Origin of the sequence: Flagellimonas algicola, assembly GCF_005937185.1 — a bacterium.
GTDB classification, from domain to species: domain Bacteria; phylum Bacteroidota; class Bacteroidia; order Flavobacteriales; family Flavobacteriaceae; genus Flagellimonas; species Flagellimonas algicola.
Map to the genome: position 1 here is coordinate 959,228 of NZ_VCNI01000001.1, position 20,210 is coordinate 979,437.

Below are 20,210 nucleotides of genomic sequence, written 5' to 3' on the forward strand. Positions count from 1 at the left end.
GGATGTCTGTCTTGCAAAGAATCCCTCTTCCTCCGCAATCAAGCGCAACTTTGGTTCAGCTTGAAAAAATAAATCCCACCAAGCCCCAGCTTGTGTGGGATTTTGATTTTTTAGGATGGTAATTCCGTTGAACTTAAAGGTTGCATTTGCAGTATAGGAGATTAAGGGATGTTGGAACAAAATCCCTCTTTCTCCGCAATCAAGCGCAACTTTGGTTACGGTTTTTTTATTTTCTTAAATGGTCCAAAGTCATTTGAGTTAACAGAAGCCTGTACTTTTACTAAAATTTTAGGCATACGCCCCTATTTGTTTAGAGAATCCGCTTTAAAGTTTGTTCAATACCCAGCTGCCTGCCCGTCTTTACGACTTTCGGAAGCTCCATGATAAACTTTGTTTTCTTCATCCCATAAAATGGCTTGGTAGCCACCATAGACACCTCGAGCAATACCTATGCGGTGGCCTTTATCCATTAAACCTCGAGTGGTGGAATACGGTATCCCGGATTCTGTTCGTATTATCCCTGTGTTCTCAGTGGTCGCCCCCATAGGGCTTGCTCCACCCGTATGGTCCCATCTTGGGGCATCACCGGCCTCCTGGATGTTCATTCCAAAATCAACCAAGTTCATAACGATTTGCGTATGGCCCATGGGTTGAAAATCTCCTCCCATTACACCAAAACTGAGATAGGGTTTGCCATCTTTGGTCACAAAGGCGGGGATTATGGTATGAAAGGGTCGCTTTCCTGGCTCATACGTATTTGCCTGACCACGTTTTAAGCTGAACAACTCACCCCGATCTTGGAGCATAAAGCCCAATTTGGGTGGCGCCATTCCAGAACCCATCCCTCGGTAATTGCTTTGAATCAATGATATCATGGTGCCTTCATCGTCTGCTACCGTCATATAAATAGTCTCTCCGGCAGAGATTTCCCCGGCAGCATATGTTCCGGCGCGCTTACCTATCTGTTCCCTTCTTGACTCGGCGTATTCTTCGGATAACAACGTTTCAACAGGAACATCAAAAAAGTCCATATCGGCATAATACTTTGCCCGGTCTTCAAAGGCCAGTTTTTTGGCTTCCGTAAAGAGATGAAGGTGTTCCGCACTTCCAAATTCGATATTAGAAAAGTCAAAACCATTCAATATTTGTAGCATTTGGAGTGCAGCGATGCCTTGTCCATTCGGCGGAAGCTCCCAGACATCGTATCCTCTGTAATTGATGGATACCGGTTCTACCCATTCCGACTTGTGCGCTGCCAAATCTTTGGCTGACAGAAAGCCTCCTTGGTCTTTAATGAACTTTCCTATGGTTTTGGCAATATCCCCTTTGTAATAGGCATCCCTACCCCCCTCAGCAATTTTTCGATAGGTATTGGCCAAGTAAGGATTTTTATAGATTTCCCCTTCGTTGGGTAATTTTCCTCCATTTTGGGTTTTGTAGGTATCCTCAATATTCGGAAACCCTTTGGATTCAAAAAAGGGAATGGTGCGTTGCATGTACCACGCGATGAGTTCAGTCAATGGAAAACCTTTTTCGGCATAATCAATAGCTGGCGCGAGAATTTCAGTCATGGGTTTTGATCCAAACTTCTGGTGCAATTCAAACCAACCATCAACCGCTCCAGGTACACTAACAGGAAGCGGTCCATGCGATGGGATTTTATCCATACCTTGTTTTTCAAAATATTCCAAGGTGAGTTTTTGCGGTGAACGTCCACTTGCATTCAAGCCGTATAGCTTCTTGGTTTTTCCATCCCAAACAATAGCAAACAAATCCCCTCCTATGCCGCATCCCGTGGGTTCCATCAATCCAAGAGCAGCATTTGCAGCAATGGCAGCGTCTATGGCATTACCGCCATTCTTAAGAATATCCAATCCTATCTGGGTTGCCAAGGGATGGCTAGTGGCCACCATTCCGTTTTGTCCCAGTACCACCGAACGGGTGGCAAAAGGCTCCCCGGTAATTCGGTCTTGGGCTATTGAATATTGGATAAGGAAGAAAAAGCAAAAGAGGTAGGACAGTGAATTTTTCATTAGGTCATGGGTTTTTTGATTATCCGATAAAAATAAAGGGATTTCCAAACATTTGGTAAAACCCTATGGAAATGAATTAGAGCATCGAGGGCATAAAGCCATCGGGGAATCCCTTGTTATGCCCCAAAACCCTCAATAAAAATACTACCTTTAAAGCAAGTCATTAAATACCAACAAAATGAAAAACAAAATTCTACCTCTCATTCTCTGCGCGGTTCTATTTTTTGCCAGTTGTCAGGGGACCCAACCTGAGGAAACTTCCAAAATTAAAAAGGGGATGACCAAAGTAACCATACTGTACCCCAACGGAGATGGTAAAACTTTTGACATGGATTATTATTCCAATAAACACATGCCCATGGTAGCCAACGTATTGGGCGATTCCCTTAAGTTATTTACCATTGATAAGGGGATTAGCGGAAGAACACCGGATGAACCTATCCCTTACTTAGCCATAGGATATTTGTATTTTGACCAACTGTCCGCCTATCAAAATTCATTTGGCCCCAATGCCGAGAAAATTGTTGGTGACATTCCAAACTATACGAACATACAGCCTGTAGTGCAGATTAGCGAAGTGTATGAATAAGCAAGGGTCATAACAACAAGAGAAAGCTCCTTTCCTAAAATCAGTCATGGTTAAAACCAATCAATTCAACCTTCGCCTACGGCATCCAGATTATCAAAAATATTTGGATATCAACGAAAGGGAATCCTTAAGAGTCAAGAAATCCTATAGCTGTCATTTGGATCAAAAATATGGCTTGGATGTGTTGCAAGCCATGGATATCTTCCCATCCAATGTGGAAAATGCCCCTGTTTTGGTGTTCATACATGGAGGGTACTGGCGAGCGTTGGATAAAAGGAGTTATCATTTTGTAGCGGAGCCCTTTGTCAAAAATGATTTCACTGTCTGTGTAATCAATTATAGGCTAATTCCTTCAGTGAATATGCAAACCGTCTTACTGGATGTCAGCAATGCGTTAATCTGGATTAGGGAACAGATTGTTAGATATAATGGAAATCCCAATAAACTTGTTCTTTCGGGACATTCCGCTGGTGGACATTTGGCGTTAATGGTCTATTTAATGAATGAGACCTTAAGATCTAGCATCCGTGCCATATGTAGCCTCAGTGGCATCTTTGATTTAGGCCCGATAAAAAACAGTTACCTCAATGAGGTGCTTCAACTGAATGATCATGATGTGGAGAATTATAGCATAATCAACAAGGATCTGTCCGTTGTAAAGTGCCCAGTTTCAATAAGTGTCGGTACTAATGAAACGGAATTTTTTATTGAGCAATCCAACAGCCTTTATGAAGAGAATAAGTCAGTAGCAGATATGGAATACAAAGCATACAACCATCTTAACCACTACCAAATGGTTCATGAATTGGGGCGGGAGGATAGTCCCGTGGTAGACTTTGTATTGGAACACACAAACTAAAACCAAGTAAAAACGTACTAATTACCTTTTGAAAAATGACCTCAAAAAACAAGGAAACAAAAATTTCAAGTAGAGGGCCATTGGCACTTTTGCTCATTGCAATACTATTTGGCCTAGGCCTCTCATGTAAGGAAAAACAAAAGAATCTGGAAAAAACAAACAATGCCACAGCACAGCGATGGACAAAAGAACGAATCAACGCTTGGTATGAGAATCAAACTTGGCTGGTCGGTGCCAATTTTGTCCCATCTTCTGCTATCAATCAATTGGAAATGTGGCAGGATGATACTTTTGACACTTTGAAAATCGACAAAGAACTTTCCTGGGCCCATGATTTGGGGTTCAATACCATGCGCGTGTTTTTGCACGACTTGTTATGGGAACAGGATGCCCAAGGATTTATTAAACGTGCGGAAAGATATCTTGAAATAGCGGATCGCCATCAAATTAAGACCATGTTTGTTTTGCTGGATGATGTTTGGGACCCGAATCCAAAATTAGGTAAACAGCACGAACCCAATCCCCATGTGCATAATTCTGGATGGGTGCAAAGTCCTGGACATGAGGTTTTGGTAGATTCTACTCAGTATAAAAAATTGGAACATTATGTAAAGGGTGTGCTTAATCATTTTAAGGATGACCCACGTGTGATTATCTGGGATTTATATAACGAACCAGGCAACCCCAATAGCAATAGTTATGGGGAATTGGAACCCGAGAACAAAGAAATCCATTCGTTAAGACTATTGAAAAAGGTGTATCAATGGGCAAGAGAAGTAAATCCCTCCCAACCCCTTAGCATTGATGTTTGGACATCTGTCAATAAAGAATTGAATGAGATGAGTGACATTGACAAATTCGCCTTTGAAAACTCAGATGTCATCAATTTTCATTGCTATGCCAATGCCGAAGCCACAGCGCAAATGGTGGAACGCTTGTCCACTGCCAACCGGCCTCTATTCTGTACCGAATACATGGCCCGATCTGTAAATTCTACTTTTCAGGACATACTCCCTATATTCAAAAAGCATAAGGTAGCGTCCTACAGCTGGGGTTTTGTTTCAGGAAAATCCCAAACCATTTATCCTTGGGATTCATGGCAAAAGGAATACACTGCGGAACCGGAACTTTGGTTTCATGATGTTTTACGGGAAGATGGCTCGCCCTACAAGGAGGAAGAAGTTTCTTTTATTCAGTCAATCACAGATGATGCTGAGATTTTGGTGGATGCCGAATTGGGCGATTGGGATAGACACCATTACCTGTTTGGACTATCGGATCCATGGAAGCTTAAAGGCAAAGATCAAACCCATTTTGATTATGTGGTCACTCCTGAGCACTTCTATTTTTACTTCAAGACCATGGATGCCACCCCTACCAAAATCACATATGTAAACGAACGTTCCTTGCTTCCTGCGGACAGGGTGGAATTGTTTTTCTCTTCGGATAAAGAGTTGACAGAATATTATGGAGCTGAAATGACCCCAAAGGGTGAAGTACTTGATTTTAAGGCAAGTTTTCCAAGGAATATTGATCATGGCTGGGACTTTAAAACCCTTACCCTGGCTACTAAAGATATTGAAGGGGGTTATATTGTGGAGGGAAGTATTTCAAGAAAAGAGCTCGAATCCTTTGGCATCCAAAATGAATGCTATATGGGTGTTTTCCGAGCGGATTTTCATGGAGGCAAAAAGGTGAATTGGTATACCAAAACCATCCCCGACTCCCCCAAAGCGGATTTTCATATCCCTTCTGCTTTTAGTAAGGTTTCTTTGAACGAATAGTACTCAATGAAGGTTTTAATGTTTCTCTTTGTCCTGTTCATCTGTCAATTTTCTTTTTCCCAAGCAGACACGCAGACCTTAGAATTGGCTGATGCAGCTTTGGAACTCACCGAACAACAGGTTACCTATGACTCCAGTTATTTTTCCATAGCTTATCCCAACGGGGATGTGCCAAGTGATAAGGGGGTTTGCACGGATGTCATTATAAGGGCATATCGCAAAATTGGCATTGACCTCCAAAAAAGGGTACATCAGGATATGAAAGCGCATTTTCAGGAGTATCCCAAAATTTGGGGGTTGCAATCCACAGACACCAACATTGATCATCGGAGAGTTCCAAATCTGATGACCTATTTTAAACGTCAGGGAGCCTCCCTAGCTATTTCCAATCGAGCTGCGGACTATTTGCCTGGTGATGTGGTCTGCTGGAATCTGGGTGGCGGTACCACGCATATCGGAATTGTGTCCCGCAAAAAATCCCATGTCGAGCGCCGATATCTAATTGTTCATAACATTGGGCGCGGGCAGGTGTTGGAAGATTGCCTGTTCGATTTTAAGATTATAGGACACTATCGCTATCCTTAAAACCGTAACAATTCATTTTTGTAGCTCTATTAAGAGCTTCATTGTTCCGGCTATAGTACCTTTAGATGGAATATGAACAAAGTACATCTTTTAATACTTCTAGCTATTCTCTTCGTCCTAGGATTAGGGTGCAATCCTCGTGGCAATTCCGATAAACTGACCATTGCGGTTTCGTCCAACATGCAATATTCCATAGAGGAAATCGCTGCAAAATATACGGAACATACGGGAATAGCCTGCGATTTGGTGGTAGGTTCCTCAGGAAAGCTCACCGCCCAAATCATGGAAGGAGCTCCGTTTGATGTATTTCTGTCCGCGGATATGAAATATCCCCAAATGCTCTATCAAAAAGGGCATGCCAAGGCTGCACCAAAAATCTATGCGCTTGGGAAATTGGTTCTGTTTGCCTCCAATAAAGAAATTGTCCCTAAGTTGGAATTTCTTAAAAACGATAGTATTGCCCATATAGCTTTGGCCAATCCCAAAACAGCCCCGTATGGCAGGGCAGCCATGGAAGTATTGGAGCATAACGGGTTGGTGTATTCGGTCAAGGACAAGCTAGTATACGGTGAGAGCGTTTCGCAGACCAATCAGTTTATGTCCACGGGTGCAGCTCAAATGGGATTTACAGCCAAATCTACTTTAATCGGCACTCCTTTATCACAGCAGGGCCATTGGATAGCATTGGATACGAATAGCTACACGCCCATTCAACAGGGCATTGTGATGTTGGAGGATGATACAGCTCAAGACCGTGCTTCCCTCTCGTTTTTGGAATTTATTTTTACGGAGGAAGCCCAAGAAATTTTGAAGAAATACGGATATTCGACACATGAATAGTTTGCAAGGAACCATTGTGGATATCGAGGTTAGTGGACAGCTGTCTCTTGTGACGGTTGAAGTACATCCGAAGACCTTCATTAAAGCCATTGTGGTGGAAACACCAGAATCTGCAGATTATCTTAAAAAAGGCCAGGCTATCAATACGCTATTCAAAGAAACAGAAGTCGTCATTGGGGTAGGTGAATCATTTCATATCAGTTTGCAAAACCGGATAACTGGAACCATAAAAAGCATGGATAAGGGAGCTTTGCTGGGAAAAGTGGTTTTGGAAACCCAGATGGGTGAAATCACGTCCATTATCAGTTCCAGCGCAATAGATCAACTGAAGTTGAGAAACAATAGCCCCGCCACGGCATTGATCAAACTGAACGAAGTAATGTTGGCCAAACTATGAGTTGGGAACCACTGATATTGACTTTTAAATTGGCCCTGGTCACTACACTGGCTTTGTTGACAGTTTCCATACCCCTCTCCTATTGGTTGGCATATTCCAAAGCCCGAATCAAGCCCATTGTCCAAACTTTGGTAAGCATGCCATTGGTTCTTCCACCTACGGTTTTGGGATTTTACTTCTTGATTGCATTTAGCCCGAATACCATTTTTGGAGGCTGGCTCAATGAAGCCTTGGGAATTCAATTGGTATTTTCATTTCCCGGGCTGGTAGTGGCATCATTGCTGTACAGTTTGCCCTTTATGGTGCATCCCATTCAATCTGGGTTTTCTGGAGTTTCAAACTCCCTTCGGGAGGCGTCTTACCTCATGGGAAAATCCAAGCTTCAAACCTTGTTCAAAGTACTTTTGCCCAATATTAAACCTTCACTGCTGACCGGTATAGTGCTATCTTTTGCGCACACCGTTGGAGAATTTGGGGTGGTCTTGATGATTGGGGGCAACATTCCCGGAAAGACCAAGGTAGCATCCATTGCCATTTACGATGAGGTTGAGGCCCTGAACTATGCCAGCGCCAATTTTTATTCTTTGACCTTGTTTGTCATAACCTTTGGTATACTACTAACGGTGTATTTGATCAATGGCGGTCATCTTAAAAAGTTTTGGAAATGATAAACATCCAAATACAAAAACAGTTGGATGGCCCTGAAGGCCCTATGCTTCTAGATCTGAATTTACAGGTTCCAATGGGTCAATTGATTACCCTTTATGGCCCTTCTGGAGCAGGTAAGACGACCACGCTGAAAATCCTCTCAGGCTTAATGCAAGCTGAAACTGGAAAAATCATGGTGGCCGATAGTACTTGGCTGGATACTTCGGAAAAAATCTGCCTAAAACCGCAAGATCGGGAAATTGGGTACGTGTTTCAGGACTATGCCCTGTTTCCCAATATGAGCGTTCGGCAGAACTTGAAATTCGCTCAACCTAAGGACAAGGATTCTGGAATTGTCCAGGAACTTATCCAAATCATGGAACTAGAAAACATTCAAGACAGAAAACCAGATACCTTATCCGGGGGGCAGCAACAGCGAGTGGCTTTGGCCAGAGCCCTGGTGCAGCAACCCAAAATTCTTTTGTTGGATGAACCGCTTTCGGCTCTTGATTTAAAAATTCGGCTCAAATTGCAGGATTATCTGCTCCAGGTACACCGCAAATACGGCTTGACCACATTCCTCATCAGCCATGATATCGGGGAAATCCATCGGTTATCGGATTGGGTTGTGGTTTTGGAGGAAGGAAGTGTAGTTCGTCAAGGGAGTCCATCTGAAATTTTTATAAACCAAAACCTAAGTGGTAAATTCAAATTCAAAGGGGAAGTACTTCATATTGAAAAAAATGAGGTGGTATATATTGTTACCGTCTTAGTTCATAACGAAGTGGTCAAAATCATCGCCCAGGAATCCGAGGTAAAAAATCTTGGTATAGGGGATGCGGTCATCGTGGCTTCCAAGGCGTTTAATCCAATAATTTATAAGGTTTCTTGAAGGGAAAATGAAAATGTATGAAAGAAACAAGAATCAATAAATATTTGAGTGAGGTTGGGTATTGTTCCCGGCGCGCAGCGGATAAGTTGATTGACCAAGGTAGAGTGACCATCAACGGAAAAATTCCGGAAATGGGTACAAAAATCAAGCCTGCAGATGAAGTCAGGGTTGACGGGGAATTAATATCAGAGCCTAAGGACAAACCCGTGTACCTTGCTTTTCACAAACCCATTGGAATCGTCTGTACCACAGATACCAGGGTTGAAAAAGACAACATTATTGACTTTATCAACTATCCTAAAAGAATTTTTCCTGTAGGTCGCTTGGATAAACCCAGTGAGGGACTCATATTCATGACCAATGACGGAGACATCGTGAACAAAATCTTAAGGGCTAAAAACAATCATGAAAAGGAATATATAGTTACCGTCAATAAACCTATTACATCAGACTTTATACGGCGCATGCGAAATGGAATCCCCATATTGGGAACCATAACTCGAAAATGTGAAGTGGAAAAAATGGGTTCACACCAGTTCAAGATAATACTTACCCAAGGTCTCAACCGACAGATACGGAGAATGTGCGAGTATTTGGATTACAGGGTGAAAAAATTGAAACGAGTGAGAATCATGAATGTGAATCTTGACGTTCCGGTGGGAAAATGGCGTCATCTCTCGGAGCAGGAACTTAGGGAAATCAACAAATTGATGTCAACTTCTTCCAAGACATACGATTAGGCTCTCGCAATCAATCGGTTAAAATGCACAAAAACATCGTTAACTGGTAATTTGACCACTATCGAAGTGTTAATAGATTAAAAAATATTCGATGAAATGCAGTTTTTAATCGATATAATTCAAAAACTATGAAAAATTAATAGGTAATTCTCAAAAAACTTTCTCCAAATTTGTGATGTATTAACCCCCAAATCCATACATCATGAAACGTTCATTAACCTACAGTTTGATTTTACTTCTTGGCTTGTTTTGCATGGCACAGATTGTCGCCCAAGACCCAATGAAATTTGAAAACACCAAGGGAACCATCCAAGACATCAATAGTAATGGACATTTATCTACACTAGACGGTTACGTTCCTTCGATGTCGGTGACTGCGGATGGTACAACTGCCTATTTTAGCAGATCCGTTGAACAAAAACCGTTGTATGGATTGTTTTCCAAAAAGGAACTTACACATGAAATCTATCGTGCCGAAAACATCAACGGTAAATGGAGCAATATTACCAAAATAGCAGTATGTCCCAAATACGCCTCTGCCAAACACCCTACAGTTTCGGATGACGGCAAACGCTTGTTCTTTGCGTCCAATATGAGGGGAAGCTATGGAAAATATGATATCTATGTCGCTGACATCAAATCCGATGGAAGTTTTGGGGTATCGAAAAATCTTGGCCCTAAGGTAAACACAAAAGAGGACGAACTATATCCGAATATCTATAACGAAACACTTTTGTTCTTTGCATCTGAAGGACGCGATGGCTTTGGAGGCTTGGATCTCTATGCCACCCAGGTAACCCATAATAAGCTCACTCCTTCGGTAAACTTGGGAAGCCATATCAACAGCAGCAGGGATGATTATGCCATACAGCTGGATGTTGAAAAGGGTGAGAGTTATGTGGTATCCAATAGAGGCCTTAACCATACGATTGAGCAGGTAACCATTGCGTATAGAAGGCAACCTATGGACAATACGGTTGTGGCCTACAATGATAAAAATCTTAATGCTGCATTGAACGTGGACTCAGCACACAAGTACACGGGTACTACCTTTGAAGATTAACAATAGTATAAATTGGTCCACTACCTGAAGATTATCTGATTTTGTCAATTACAGAACATTATTGAACTATGGTAAATTAAACAGGGGGAACCGAAAATTATCATAGAAGCGGGTTGTGTTATTTCAACCGGACCAATTTAGCAAGAATAGGATGCTCCAAAAGGGCATCCTATTTTGTTTTATCCAGATTTGCATGGGTTATTATCATGTAAGTTTCCAATTATTGGAAATGTGCATTTGAACGAAAAAAACTACAAATTGTTCTTTTGAATGAATAAAAAACTTAATTTAATTTTTGAAATAACACATTAACCCAAATCTTAGACTCATGAAAAAAGCTACTAATTTTAGTGTCAGAGCAAATCCCCCAGACCAAACAAAGGCACTTTTCTAGCACCCCTAAATTTTTCTAGACTACTATTGATTTAATCCTTTTTAGGATTATTATCAGCATGTCCCCTATGGGATATTGGTAAAACCTGTTAGTTGCTGTTCCAGGTCCGGAACGCTCTAGTTTACCATGTTCTCTCTGGCGGGATGTGCAGACCGGACGTGTTTTGCCTGATTTTAAGGTAAATGACGAGGCATATGACAAAATCAGATAATCAAATTTAGTAACCATGAAAACTGAACCTTTAAAAATTGTAATTATTGATAATGACGAAAAACTACACTCCCTCTACCAACAGTATTTTAACGACTCGTTATTGTATGAATTGGTAGCAATTCATACTTCTGTAAATGAATTTATTCCAAACGCTGTTCGAACAAGACCGGACATTGTGGTATCCGAAGTCCATTTGACCGGTATTTCCGGAATTGAAGGCATTTCATATTTCAAGAAACAAAATACCTCATCCAAGGTTTTGATGATAAGTGGGAAATGCGACTTCGAAGTCATAAAAGAAGCTTTTAGAAAAGGAGCGGAAGGTTTTTTGACCAAGCCCCTGGCCAAAAACCGATTGCTCAATGCCATTGCGGAACTGCATCAACATGGTGTGGCTCTGGAGCACGAGGTGGCCAAGAAAATCATTCATTCCTTCCAGGTCAAAACCTTCGAGAGCTTTTCAAAAAAGGAAAATCAAATTATTGAGTTCCTCACCCATGGGTATACCTATAAAATGATTGCCGATAGGCTTTGTGTAACCCCGAGTGCCGTGAATTTTCATATTCAGAACATCTATGTAAAACTCAATGTGAACTCTAAGTCTGAGGCTTTAAGGAAACTCCAAGAGATGGAAGTCCGGCAACTGAATGCAGCCTAGCTTGATACCCTGGCAAACAAAAAAAGCCCGCTAAAAGCGGGCTTTTATATTTTGGACATTTAATGTCTTATTTTACTTCTTCGAAGTCTACGTCTTCAACGTTATCACCTTCGGCAGAATCACCTGTTGCAGCATCCCCACCAGCAGCGGCATCCGCAGCACCATTGGCTTGGGCAGCTTCCGCTTGGGCCTTGTACATCTCTTCAGATGCCACTTTCCAAGCTTCATTGATTTTCTCCAAAGCTGGTTCAATAACCACTACATCTTTGGTTTCATATGCTTTCTTCAACTCTTCCAAAGCTTCTTCGATGGGCTTTTTCTTGTCATCAGAAAGTTTATCCCCAAACTCCTTCAATTGCTTTTCTGTTTGGAAAATCATTCCATCAGCCTCGTTCAGCTTATCCGCTTTTTCTTTGGCAGCTTTATCTGCTTCGGCATTGGCTTCCGCTTCCGCTTTCATTTTTTGGATTTCCTCCTCGGTCAATCCTGAAGAAGCTTCTATTCGGATATCCTGCGATTTGTTCGTGGCTTTGTCCGTGGCAGAAACCTTGATGATTCCGTTCGCATCGATATCAAAAGTTACTTCAATTTGAGGTGTCCCTCTTGGTGCGGGTGGAATTCCATCCAGATGAAATCTACCAATGGTCTTGTTATCCGCAGCCATTGGGCGCTCTCCTTGCAATACATGAATCTCAACCGAAGGTTGATTATCAGCTGCAGTAGAGAATACCTGTGACTTTTTGGTTGGGATTGTGGTGTTTGCCTCAATCAATTTAGTAAACACGCTTCCCATAGTTTCAATACCCAAAGAAAGTGGGGTAACGTCCAAAAGAAGAACATCTTTAACATCCCCGGTCAATACACCTCCCTGGATAGCAGCACCTACGGCCACAACCTCATCTGGGTTAACCCCTTTGGATGGTTTTTTCCCGAAGAACTTCTCCACGGCTTCCTGCACAGCAGGAATTCTTGTAGACCCACCTACCAAAATAATTTCATCGATGTCACTTTTGGAAAGTCCAGCACCCTTTAGTGCTGCTTCGCATGGCTCTATCGTTCTCTTCACCAAATCCCCAATCAACTGCTCAAACTTGGCTCGGCTCAACGTTCTTACCAAGTGTTTGGGACCAGAAGCTGTAGCCGTCACATAAGGCAAGTTGATTTCAGTCTGTGCGGAAGACGACAATTCAATCTTTGCCTTTTCAGCCGCCTCACGTAAACGTTGAAGCGCCATGGCATCTTCCCTTAAGTCAAGTCCTTCGTCATTTTTAAACTCTTCAGCCAACCAGTCAATGATTTTTTGATCCACATCATCACCTCCCAAGTGGGTATCTCCATCGGTAGCCAATACTTCAAAAACACCATCACCCAATTCCAAGATGGAAACATCGTGCGTACCACCACCAAAATCGAAAACTACAATCTTTTGATCCGTATCTTTTTTATCAAGTCCGTATGCCAAGGAAGCAGCAGTTGGCTCATTAATGATTCGTTCAACCGTCAAACCGGCAATTTCTCCGGCTTCTTTGGTAGCCTGACGTTGGGAGTCATTAAAATATGCCGGTACGGTAATCACCGCCCTGGTCACATCCTGTCCCAAATAATCCTCAGCTGTTTTCTTCATTTTCTGAAGAATCATTGCTGAAAGTTCTTGTGGGGTGTACAAACGACCATCAATGTCAACCCTTGGAGTATCATTGTCACCTTTTTGTACTTTATAAGGTACTCTGTCAGCCTCTTTTTTGGATTCTGAGAATTTATTTCCCATAAATCTCTTGATGGAGTAAATTGTTTTATGAGGATTGGTTACCGCCTGACGCTTGGCCGGGTCTCCAACCTTAATCTCTCCGCCTTCCACGAATGCGATGACGGATGGGGTGGTTCTTTTCCCCTCAGCATTTGGGATTACCACAGGCTCATTTCCCTCCATTACAGAGACGCAGGAGTTGGTCGTACCCAAGTCTATACCTATAATTTTGCTCATTTTATTTAAAGTTATATCTGTTGAAAATTCATTTTTGTCTCGCTCTAGAAGTGACAATGATTATGCCATGAGCTGGAATATGACAAGGTGTCAGACATAACGGAACTAAGTTCACGCGGTAAAGGGTATTGAGTATGTGGTATTGGACGGTTGGAATTTGGTGCTTGATGTTTGATGTTTGGTGTTTGGGGTTAGGAGTTTGGAGCTTGATTCCAAATTCACCATTAAGTAATCACTAACTCTACAAATTGTACTTGCGCTCTTCTTATATTTGAGAAAAATATTTTGCCTGTGGAATGCATTAGCGTTTTTGACATGCTTAAAATCGGTGTGGGTCCATCCAGCTCTCATACCCTTGGGCCTTGGAGGGCTGCAGAACGCTGGATTCAAGAGCTAAAAGAACAACAGATTTTTGATGCCGTTTCTGAGGTTAAAGTCTATCTCTATGGGTCATTATCCTTGACGGGAAAGGGACACGCTACGGACATAGCTGTGATCATGGGGCTTCTGGGAAGTGATCCAGAAACTGTTCCAACTGAAAGTATTGATGGAACAGTTGAAGAAATTAAAACATCAACGCAACTGAAATTGGGCAATCAACATCAAATTCCTTTTTCCTTCTCGGATGACATTGTTTTTAAAAGGGAATTTCTACCTTTTCATGCCAATGGGATGCGATTTGAAGCAAAGCTCCACGACGGGCAGAGCCATTCAGAAACCTATTACTCCATAGGTGGCGGTTTTGTTGTAAAAGAAGATCTAGCCCATTCAAAAGAAAATAAAACCACGTTCAAAGCATTTCCCTGTCCCATTAAAACGGGGGATGAACTTTTGTCTTACTGCGATTCTAAAAAAGCATCCATCTCGGAAGTAGTACTTGAAAATGAGCTTGCGCTGAGGACATCTAAGGAAATAGATGCTGAATTGCAGCGTATTTGGGACACCATGCTGGAATGTATGTATTTGGGGTGCCACACCCAAGGTACGCTTCCCGGGGGGCTCAACGTACGGCGGAGGGCTTTTGAAATGCATCAAAAATTGAAAGGTGAACTCCCCTATTCCAACCCACAGGAATGGTTGGAAGTCATTCGAAAAACTAGGGTTAGGTTTCGCCAAATCTTAAAATGGGTAAGTTGTTTTGCCTTGAGCGTCAACGAAGTGAATGCCTCTTTGGGCAGGGTGGTCACCGCACCTACCAATGGCAGTGCGGGGGTTATACCCTCGGTTTTGATGTACTACATGGTCATAGAAAACCATTCGGCGAATTTTGAGCACATTAAAAAGTTTTTGTTGGTCGCTGGGGAGATAGGCAGTATATTTAAAAAAGGTGCAACCATATCCGCTGCAATGGGCGGATGCCAAGCTGAAATTGGCGTATCCTCAGCTATGGCGGCCGGTGCTTTGACCGAACTTTTGGGGGGCACCCCCGAACAAGTTTTGGTTGCGGCCGAAATTGCCATGGAGCATCATTTAGGGCTTACGTGTGATCCTATAGGAGGGCTGGTGCAGATACCGTGTATAGAACGGAATTCCATGGGAGCAATCAAGGCCATAAATGCTGCGGAATTGGCTTTGGAAACCGACCCCAGAGATACGAAAGTACCTTTGGACAAAGTAATCAGTACAATGTGGGAAACCGCAAAAGACATGAATACCAAGTATAAGGAGACTTCGGAAGGGGGGCTGGCTGTTGGCGTCTTTTTAAGTGATTGTTAAACCAAAAATATTCGACAAGTAATTCAATCGTAATCCATGGCAACCTCAAGATTTTTTCCGTTCGGACTTGTAGCGCTTGTTTTTCTATTGCTTGCTTTCACTCCAAATAGGGAAGAAGAAAGTGAGTATCGACTAATCTTGTTTGAAGGCTCGGATTGGTGCGTGAACTGCATTCGGCTCGAAAAAAATGTACTGAGCAATGCCGCTTTTATCACCTATGCGGAAAATCATGGTATCAGCATTGAACGTATCGATTTTCCCCAACGAAAGGAATTGGACGAGGCCACCCAGTTATACAATGCCGAAATGGCGGAGAAATATAACTTTCAGGGCATCTTCCCCACCCTCATTTTAGAAAAAGCCGACACCAAAGAAACGCTAACCTTGGAGTATCTGGACCAAAGTTGTTCCGATTTTATTGCTCAATTATCATCCAACCTTAAACCATAGGCATGCTACGCTACAAAAGACAACAAAAATTAATGGGCTGTTCTTTTGAGTTGGGCGTGGTAACGGATGATAAAGTCAAGGCACATCGAATATTGGATGAAGGGGTTAAGGAGATCCAACGGATTGAGGACTTGTTGTCGGAATTTAAAGGAGGTTCCATTATTACCAAAATCAATACGAAGGCATCCGAATTACCTGTTCATCTAAATTCAGAGGTAATGGAATTGTTGAAACGATGCCAACAAATTTCGAAACTTTCCCAAGGGTATTTCGATATCACGGTAGGTCCATTAAAAAAGCTGTATCAGTTTAAGAACTCCGAATTCACAATGCCCGGTAAAAAGGATATTCAAAGAGCCAAAAACCAAGTGGGCTATGACAAAATTCATCTGGATGCAGACACTCAATCTGTCCGTTTGGAACAAGAAAACATGCACATCAGCATGGCCGCCATTGGAAAAGGATATGCCGCAGATAAGGTCAAACAGATTTGGAAAAATCACAAGTTGCAGGGAGGCTATATTGATGCCAGTGGCGATTTGACCGCTTTTGGCACCGATGAGAGCGGACAAGCTTGGAAGATTGGTATTGCCAATCCGGATGATAGAAATCAAACCCTTTTTCATATTCCACTGAACCATGCTTCCCTAGCAACTTCAGGGGATTATGAACAACATTTTATGTGCAATGGGGTTCGATTTTCCCATAATATCAATCCTAAAACCGGTCTGCCGGTAACTGGAGTCAAAAGTGTTTCCATCTTTTCCCCGAGTGCCGAACTTTCAGACGCTCTGGCTACAGCGGTATATGCTATGGGTGTTGACAAAGGGCTTTCCTTCTTGAATCAACTCCCACAAACCCACGGTATTATCGTGGATGATCAAAACAAGGTGTTTTTTACCAAGCAATTACAATATGAACCAATTCCTGCTTAAGATTTTCGCCTTGTGCCTGCTCCTGGCAAGCTTGGGATCCTGTTCCGCGGCTTTAAAACCCTATGAAAGACAATATATAAACGACCCTGAAATGTCCATGACTGGATTCAGTGCCAATAAATTTCAACATTACGCACATGCCATCAGGGAGGGTTCCGTAACTGCTGAAGGAAAAAAAGGCAGTGGGGGTTGCGGCTGCAATTAGGGTTAAAGGATGAACAAACGAACTTTACTTGTTGGCAGCCTTGCATTTTCCCTGTTGATGGCGAAAGCTCAGAATAGAGGTAAATCCGAATTTAAGGTAAAGGAGACCGAAGTGGAGCTATTGTACAACCACTATCTTCAGAATGGGGACAACTCTGCCGTAACTGGAGGAGAAGGAACAGAACGACTGACGGTATATGGCCCCTCTTTCAATCTTAAAAAGAAACTGGGTAAAAATGGAATTAATTTTCAGCTTGGTGCTGACATTATTTCCTCAGCTTCCACTGATAATATAGACCGAATTAAATCTTCCGCCTCCCGCCTGGACGCTCGCAGCTATACTAGTTTTCAATATACGCGCTATCTGGAAAAGAGCAAAATGACCTTAAGTGCTGGGCTAAGCGGCTCCATAGAATCGGATTACTTTTCAATCGGAAAACATTTGGGAATCACCAAAACTTCCCAAAATGATATGCAAACGTATTCGGCGGAGCTCCAAATTTTTAATGACGATTTACGTTGGGGAAGACTCGATGATGGATTTCTGTCGGAACCCCAATTTTTAATCTACCCGGTTGAGCTTAGGTTTCAGGAATGGTATGATGAGTACCGACGGGATTCCTACAACCTTAACCTTGGTTTCACCCAAGTGCTAGATCAAAGAAACACCATTGGCATTTTTTCAGCACTTAGTTTACAAAAAGGACTATTGGCAACACCCTTCCACAGGATTTTCTTTTCAGACAATTCAAGAGGAGTTGAACAATTTCCAGACGAAAGGCGAAAGTTGGCAGTTTCCCTTCGCTGGAACCGGTTTACCACTGGAGGAGTTATTCTAAAAAACAAAGTTGGTCTATATACGGATGATTTTGGTATACTGGGGCTTACCTTGGATAATGAAACCGCTATTAAGCTCAGTCCCAAATGGACCTTGCTACCCAGCCTTAGATACTATACGCAAAAAGAATCCAAGTTTTTTGCACCTAAAGGAGAACATGACCCTTCCGAAGAATTTTATACCTCAGATTATGACCTATCCGCTGTCAATTCCATTACTGTGGGAATGGGTTGGCGCCATTGGCCGGCTACCCGTAAAAATAAGGGTTTGCATAATTTCTCATTCCGGTATTTCTTTTACTCCCGTTCCAATGGGTTAAGGGCGCATACCGTTTCTACCTCCTTTAATTTTTTAAAAAAACGAAAGGGGCGGGAAAGAAAAAAGAAGTCAAAATAAGGACGGGTTAAAGATAGTTTTCCAACAAAACATACCCATTATACTTTGGGAAGAACCATTTACACAACTCTCGGAATAACATTTGCGAACATTTCTTACCTTGTACACCATTATAAGTCAGCCAATTACAGTTTTTCGCTGCAAAAAACTGTCGACACTTCCCCTGGTTGAGTTCAATAAACTTTGTCCATCCAAACAAAAATTGGCTGGATAGTTATCGAATAGACTCTTTTTAACAATAACAACAGCAACACTATGAAAACTAAATTAGGTCTCGCCATTTTTGCGCTGGGATTGGTAACAATGGTTCATTTATGGACAAAAAACAATTCTTCTGGAACATCAGAAAACTATCAAAAAGCTTCCTTTGGCTTTATTAAGTGTACACCAACCAAGTTCTTGCTGGACGAAATTGACAGTACACAGCAAATTTCCCCTCTTTTTGAAAACCTGGGCGATTTGACGTACAAAATCACAACACAAAATAAGCGGGCACAAACCTTTTTCAACCAGGGATTAAGATTGACATACGCCTTCAATCATGCCGAAGCGCACCGATCCTTCATGGAGGCGTCACGCTTGGATCCAACATCCGCCATGACCTATTGGGGCCAGGCATATGCATTGGGCCCTAACATCAATGACCCCCTTCCTCCTGAAGAACGAAAAATAAAAACCAATGAGGCTCTTGCCAAGGCAAAAAAATTTGCGGCCAACGCCACTGCAAAGGAAAAAGCTCTCATCAATGCGTTAACGGCCAGATACAGCGAGGATTTATCCAAGGATGTTGCCGAGCTCAACATGGCCTATATGCATGAAATGGCAAAGGTGCAGCAACAATTTCCGGAAGATGCAGAAGTACAGGTGCTATATGCCGCTTCGGTCATGAACACGGTACCTTGGAATTATTGGGACGAAAATGGGAATCCCTCACCCAACATTTCAGAAGCTAAGGCCGCATTGGAAAAGGCGATAGAAATAAATCCTGACAATCCAGGAGCTCATCATTATTATATCCACATGGTGGAATTGCCAAAACCTGATTTGGCCGTTGCCAGCGCTGATAGGTTGGGAGGACTCATGCCAGCAGCAGGACATATTGTTCATATGCCTTCACACATATACATTAGAGTTGGGCGTTATTTGGATGCGGTAAAATCCAACCAAGCTGCTATTTTGGCCGATGAAGACTATATTTCCCAATGTTATTCCCAAGGTTTGTATCCTCTGGGTTATTATCCTCATAACATTCATTTTCTATGGTCGGCGGCAAGTTTACTGGGAGATAGTGAAATTGCCATTGACGCAGCCAAAAAAACTGCAGAGAAAGTTCCAACAGGAGAATTAATCAACCTTCCTTTTTTACAAGACTTTGCCTCTACCCCATTACTCGCCTACACGCGATTTGGCAAATGGAACGAGATTTTGACCATTCCAGCTCCTAATCCTGAAATCAAACACCTGAACCTCATTCGACATTATGCACGAGGAATGGCATTTGTCCGTAAAGGAAACAGCAAGGAAGCCCAAGAAGAATTGGATGCCATTGCCGCTCTTAAAAATGACCCAGACTTGAAGGACATTGTGGCCACAGCCCATAATCCATCCATTAATTCAGCAAATATTGCCTATGAAGTTGTAGCTGGGGAGTTGGCAGCTTTGAATGGGGATACTGCCAAGGCCATTTCGCATTTGGAAAACGCCGTTAAATTTGAAGATGGTTTGACCTATACGGAGCCAGCGGCATGGCATATTCCCACCCGTCAGAACCTGGGAGCCACTCTAATGGCTGCCAAAAAGTACTCGGAAGCAGAGAAAGTCTATCGTGAGGATTTGAAAGTTCTTAGGCAAAACGGTTGGTCATTAATGGGCTTGCACAATAGTTTGAAGGCACAAGGAAAAATGGAAGAAGCGGCCAAAATCAAACAAGAATTTGATCAAGCATGGGCTCATTCAGATATTCAAATTGAAAACTCCACCCTATAGCAAAAG

The 20,210-nt window shown here is 42.4% G+C and carries 19 protein-coding genes; 17 read left to right on the forward strand and 2 right to left on the reverse strand.

Going from position 1 to position 20,210, the window contains the following annotated elements; genetic code table 11:
* Positions 1-335 precede the first annotated feature (335 nt).
* On the reverse strand, positions 336-2,033 hold the full coding sequence (gene ggt, locus FGG15_RS04140; RefSeq protein WP_138833504.1) for a gamma-glutamyltransferase: 1,698 nt from the start codon (positions 2,031-2,033) through the stop codon (positions 336-338).
* 178 nt (positions 2,034-2,211) lie between these two features.
* Between ggt and FGG15_RS04145 the strand changes: the two genes are divergently transcribed.
* The 11 genes from FGG15_RS04145 to FGG15_RS04195 all read left to right on the forward strand — a co-directional run bounded on the left by FGG15_RS04145 (position 2,212) and on the right by FGG15_RS04195 (position 11,695).
* Positions 2,212-2,622, forward strand: a complete 411-nt coding sequence (locus FGG15_RS04145) for an EthD family reductase (RefSeq protein WP_138833506.1) — start codon at positions 2,212-2,214, stop codon at positions 2,620-2,622.
* A gap of 46 nt (positions 2,623-2,668) precedes the next feature.
* Positions 2,669-3,481: an alpha/beta hydrolase gene (locus FGG15_RS04150; protein ID WP_138833509.1), complete on the forward strand. Its 813-nt coding sequence runs from the start codon at positions 2,669-2,671 to the stop codon at positions 3,479-3,481.
* Between the two features lie 35 nt (positions 3,482-3,516).
* A complete protein-coding gene (locus FGG15_RS04155; RefSeq protein ID WP_138833511.1) occupies positions 3,517-5,265 on the forward strand; it encodes a sugar-binding protein in 1,749 nt (582 codons plus the stop codon).
* Positions 5,266-5,271: 6 nt separating this feature from the next.
* On the forward strand, positions 5,272-5,850 hold the full coding sequence (locus FGG15_RS04160) for a DUF1287 domain-containing protein (protein ID WP_138833513.1): 579 nt from the start codon (positions 5,272-5,274) through the stop codon (positions 5,848-5,850).
* A gap of 72 nt (positions 5,851-5,922) precedes the next feature.
* Entirely contained in the window at positions 5,923-6,690 is a 768-nt protein-coding gene (gene modA, locus FGG15_RS04165) for a molybdate ABC transporter substrate-binding protein (protein ID WP_138833515.1), read from the forward strand.
* Positions 6,683-7,087: a TOBE domain-containing protein gene (locus FGG15_RS04170; protein WP_138833517.1), complete on the forward strand. Its 405-nt coding sequence runs from the start codon at positions 6,683-6,685 to the stop codon at positions 7,085-7,087. Before modA ends, FGG15_RS04170 begins: the two co-directional genes overlap by 8 nt.
* Complete coding sequence (gene modB / locus FGG15_RS04175) at positions 7,084-7,755, forward strand: molybdate ABC transporter permease subunit (protein WP_138833519.1); 672 nt, start codon at positions 7,084-7,086, stop codon at positions 7,753-7,755. The genes FGG15_RS04170 and modB overlap by 4 nt, the downstream gene beginning before the upstream one ends.
* On the forward strand, positions 7,752-8,627 hold the full coding sequence (locus FGG15_RS04180; protein ID WP_138833522.1) for a sulfate/molybdate ABC transporter ATP-binding protein: 876 nt from the start codon (positions 7,752-7,754) through the stop codon (positions 8,625-8,627). The genes modB and FGG15_RS04180 overlap by 4 nt, the downstream gene beginning before the upstream one ends.
* 17 nt (positions 8,628-8,644) lie before the next feature.
* Entirely contained in the window at positions 8,645-9,367 is a 723-nt protein-coding gene (gene rluF, locus FGG15_RS04185) for a 23S rRNA pseudouridine(2604) synthase RluF (RefSeq protein WP_138833524.1), read from the forward strand.
* A gap of 202 nt (positions 9,368-9,569) precedes the next feature.
* Positions 9,570-10,430, forward strand: coding sequence for a TolB-like translocation protein (locus FGG15_RS04190; RefSeq protein ID WP_138833526.1), 861 nt, complete (start codon positions 9,570-9,572; stop codon positions 10,428-10,430).
* Positions 10,431-11,050: 620 nt separating this feature from the next.
* Positions 11,051-11,695, forward strand: a complete 645-nt coding sequence (locus FGG15_RS04195) for a response regulator transcription factor (protein ID WP_138833528.1) — start codon at positions 11,051-11,053, stop codon at positions 11,693-11,695.
* Between the two features lie 67 nt (positions 11,696-11,762).
* Here FGG15_RS04195 and dnaK read toward each other — a convergent pair whose 3' ends face one another.
* Positions 11,763-13,679 carry a molecular chaperone DnaK gene (dnaK, locus tag FGG15_RS04200; protein WP_138833530.1) on the reverse strand — a complete coding sequence of 639 codons (1,917 nt, stop codon included), beginning with the start codon at positions 13,677-13,679 and terminating at the stop codon, positions 11,763-11,765.
* A gap of 291 nt (positions 13,680-13,970) precedes the next feature.
* Between dnaK and FGG15_RS04205 the strand changes: the two genes are divergently transcribed.
* The 6 genes from FGG15_RS04205 (at position 13,971) to FGG15_RS04230 (ending at position 20,204) form a co-directional block, all read left to right on the forward strand.
* On the forward strand, positions 13,971-15,395 hold the full coding sequence (locus FGG15_RS04205) for an L-serine ammonia-lyase (protein ID WP_138833532.1): 1,425 nt from the start codon (positions 13,971-13,973) through the stop codon (positions 15,393-15,395).
* 36 nt (positions 15,396-15,431) lie between these two features.
* Positions 15,432-15,845 (forward strand): thioredoxin fold domain-containing protein, encoded by a 414-nt coding sequence (locus tag FGG15_RS04210; protein ID WP_138833534.1) that lies wholly within the window; start codon positions 15,432-15,434, stop codon positions 15,843-15,845.
* A gap of 2 nt (positions 15,846-15,847) precedes the next feature.
* Positions 15,848-16,780 carry an FAD:protein FMN transferase gene (locus tag FGG15_RS04215; RefSeq protein WP_138833536.1) on the forward strand — a complete coding sequence of 311 codons (933 nt, stop codon included), beginning with the start codon at positions 15,848-15,850 and terminating at the stop codon, positions 16,778-16,780.
* Positions 16,761-16,985 carry a DUF4266 domain-containing protein gene (locus FGG15_RS04220; protein ID WP_161991919.1) on the forward strand — a complete coding sequence of 75 codons (225 nt, stop codon included), beginning with the start codon at positions 16,761-16,763 and terminating at the stop codon, positions 16,983-16,985. Before FGG15_RS04215 ends, FGG15_RS04220 begins: the two co-directional genes overlap by 20 nt.
* A 9-nt stretch (positions 16,986-16,994) precedes the next feature.
* A complete protein-coding gene (locus FGG15_RS04225) occupies positions 16,995-18,218 on the forward strand; it encodes a DUF3570 domain-containing protein (RefSeq protein ID WP_138833540.1) in 1,224 nt (407 codons plus the stop codon).
* A 255-nt stretch (positions 18,219-18,473) separates the two neighbouring features.
* Complete coding sequence (locus FGG15_RS04230; protein ID WP_138833542.1) at positions 18,474-20,204, forward strand: tetratricopeptide repeat protein; 1,731 nt, start codon at positions 18,474-18,476, stop codon at positions 20,202-20,204.
* Positions 20,205-20,210: the final 6 nt, after the last annotated feature.

What these genes read in the sequence shown, in the direction of transcription:
- ggt (WP_138833504.1), bottom strand. Translation starts at nt 2,033, where the DNA reads ATGAAAAATTCACTGTCCTACCTCTTTTGCTTTTTCTTCCTTATCCAA.
- FGG15_RS04145 (WP_138833506.1), top strand. Translation starts at nt 2,212, where the DNA reads ATGAAAAACAAAATTCTACCTCTCATTCTCTGCGCGGTTCTATTTTTT.
- FGG15_RS04150 (WP_138833509.1), top strand. Translation starts at nt 2,669, where the DNA reads ATGGTTAAAACCAATCAATTCAACCTTCGCCTACGGCATCCAGATTAT.
- FGG15_RS04155 (WP_138833511.1), top strand. Translation starts at nt 3,517, where the DNA reads ATGACCTCAAAAAACAAGGAAACAAAAATTTCAAGTAGAGGGCCATTG.
- FGG15_RS04160 (WP_138833513.1), top strand. Translation starts at nt 5,272, where the DNA reads ATGAAGGTTTTAATGTTTCTCTTTGTCCTGTTCATCTGTCAATTTTCT.
- modA (WP_138833515.1), top strand. Translation starts at nt 5,923, where the DNA reads ATGAACAAAGTACATCTTTTAATACTTCTAGCTATTCTCTTCGTCCTA.
- FGG15_RS04170 (WP_138833517.1), top strand. Translation starts at nt 6,683, where the DNA reads ATGAATAGTTTGCAAGGAACCATTGTGGATATCGAGGTTAGTGGACAG.
- modB (WP_138833519.1), top strand. Translation starts at nt 7,084, where the DNA reads ATGAGTTGGGAACCACTGATATTGACTTTTAAATTGGCCCTGGTCACT.
- FGG15_RS04180 (WP_138833522.1), top strand. Translation starts at nt 7,752, where the DNA reads ATGATAAACATCCAAATACAAAAACAGTTGGATGGCCCTGAAGGCCCT.
- rluF (WP_138833524.1), top strand. Translation starts at nt 8,645, where the DNA reads ATGAAAGAAACAAGAATCAATAAATATTTGAGTGAGGTTGGGTATTGT.
- FGG15_RS04190 (WP_138833526.1), top strand. Translation starts at nt 9,570, where the DNA reads ATGAAACGTTCATTAACCTACAGTTTGATTTTACTTCTTGGCTTGTTT.
- FGG15_RS04195 (WP_138833528.1), top strand. Translation starts at nt 11,051, where the DNA reads ATGAAAACTGAACCTTTAAAAATTGTAATTATTGATAATGACGAAAAA.
- dnaK (WP_138833530.1), bottom strand. Translation starts at nt 13,679, where the DNA reads ATGAGCAAAATTATAGGTATAGACTTGGGTACGACCAACTCCTGCGTC.
- FGG15_RS04210 (WP_138833534.1), top strand. Translation starts at nt 15,432, where the DNA reads ATGGCAACCTCAAGATTTTTTCCGTTCGGACTTGTAGCGCTTGTTTTT.
- FGG15_RS04215 (WP_138833536.1), top strand. Translation starts at nt 15,848, where the DNA reads ATGCTACGCTACAAAAGACAACAAAAATTAATGGGCTGTTCTTTTGAG.
- FGG15_RS04220 (WP_161991919.1), top strand. Translation starts at nt 16,761, where the DNA reads ATGAACCAATTCCTGCTTAAGATTTTCGCCTTGTGCCTGCTCCTGGCA.
- FGG15_RS04225 (WP_138833540.1), top strand. Translation starts at nt 16,995, where the DNA reads ATGAACAAACGAACTTTACTTGTTGGCAGCCTTGCATTTTCCCTGTTG.
- FGG15_RS04230 (WP_138833542.1), top strand. Translation starts at nt 18,474, where the DNA reads ATGAAAACTAAATTAGGTCTCGCCATTTTTGCGCTGGGATTGGTAACA.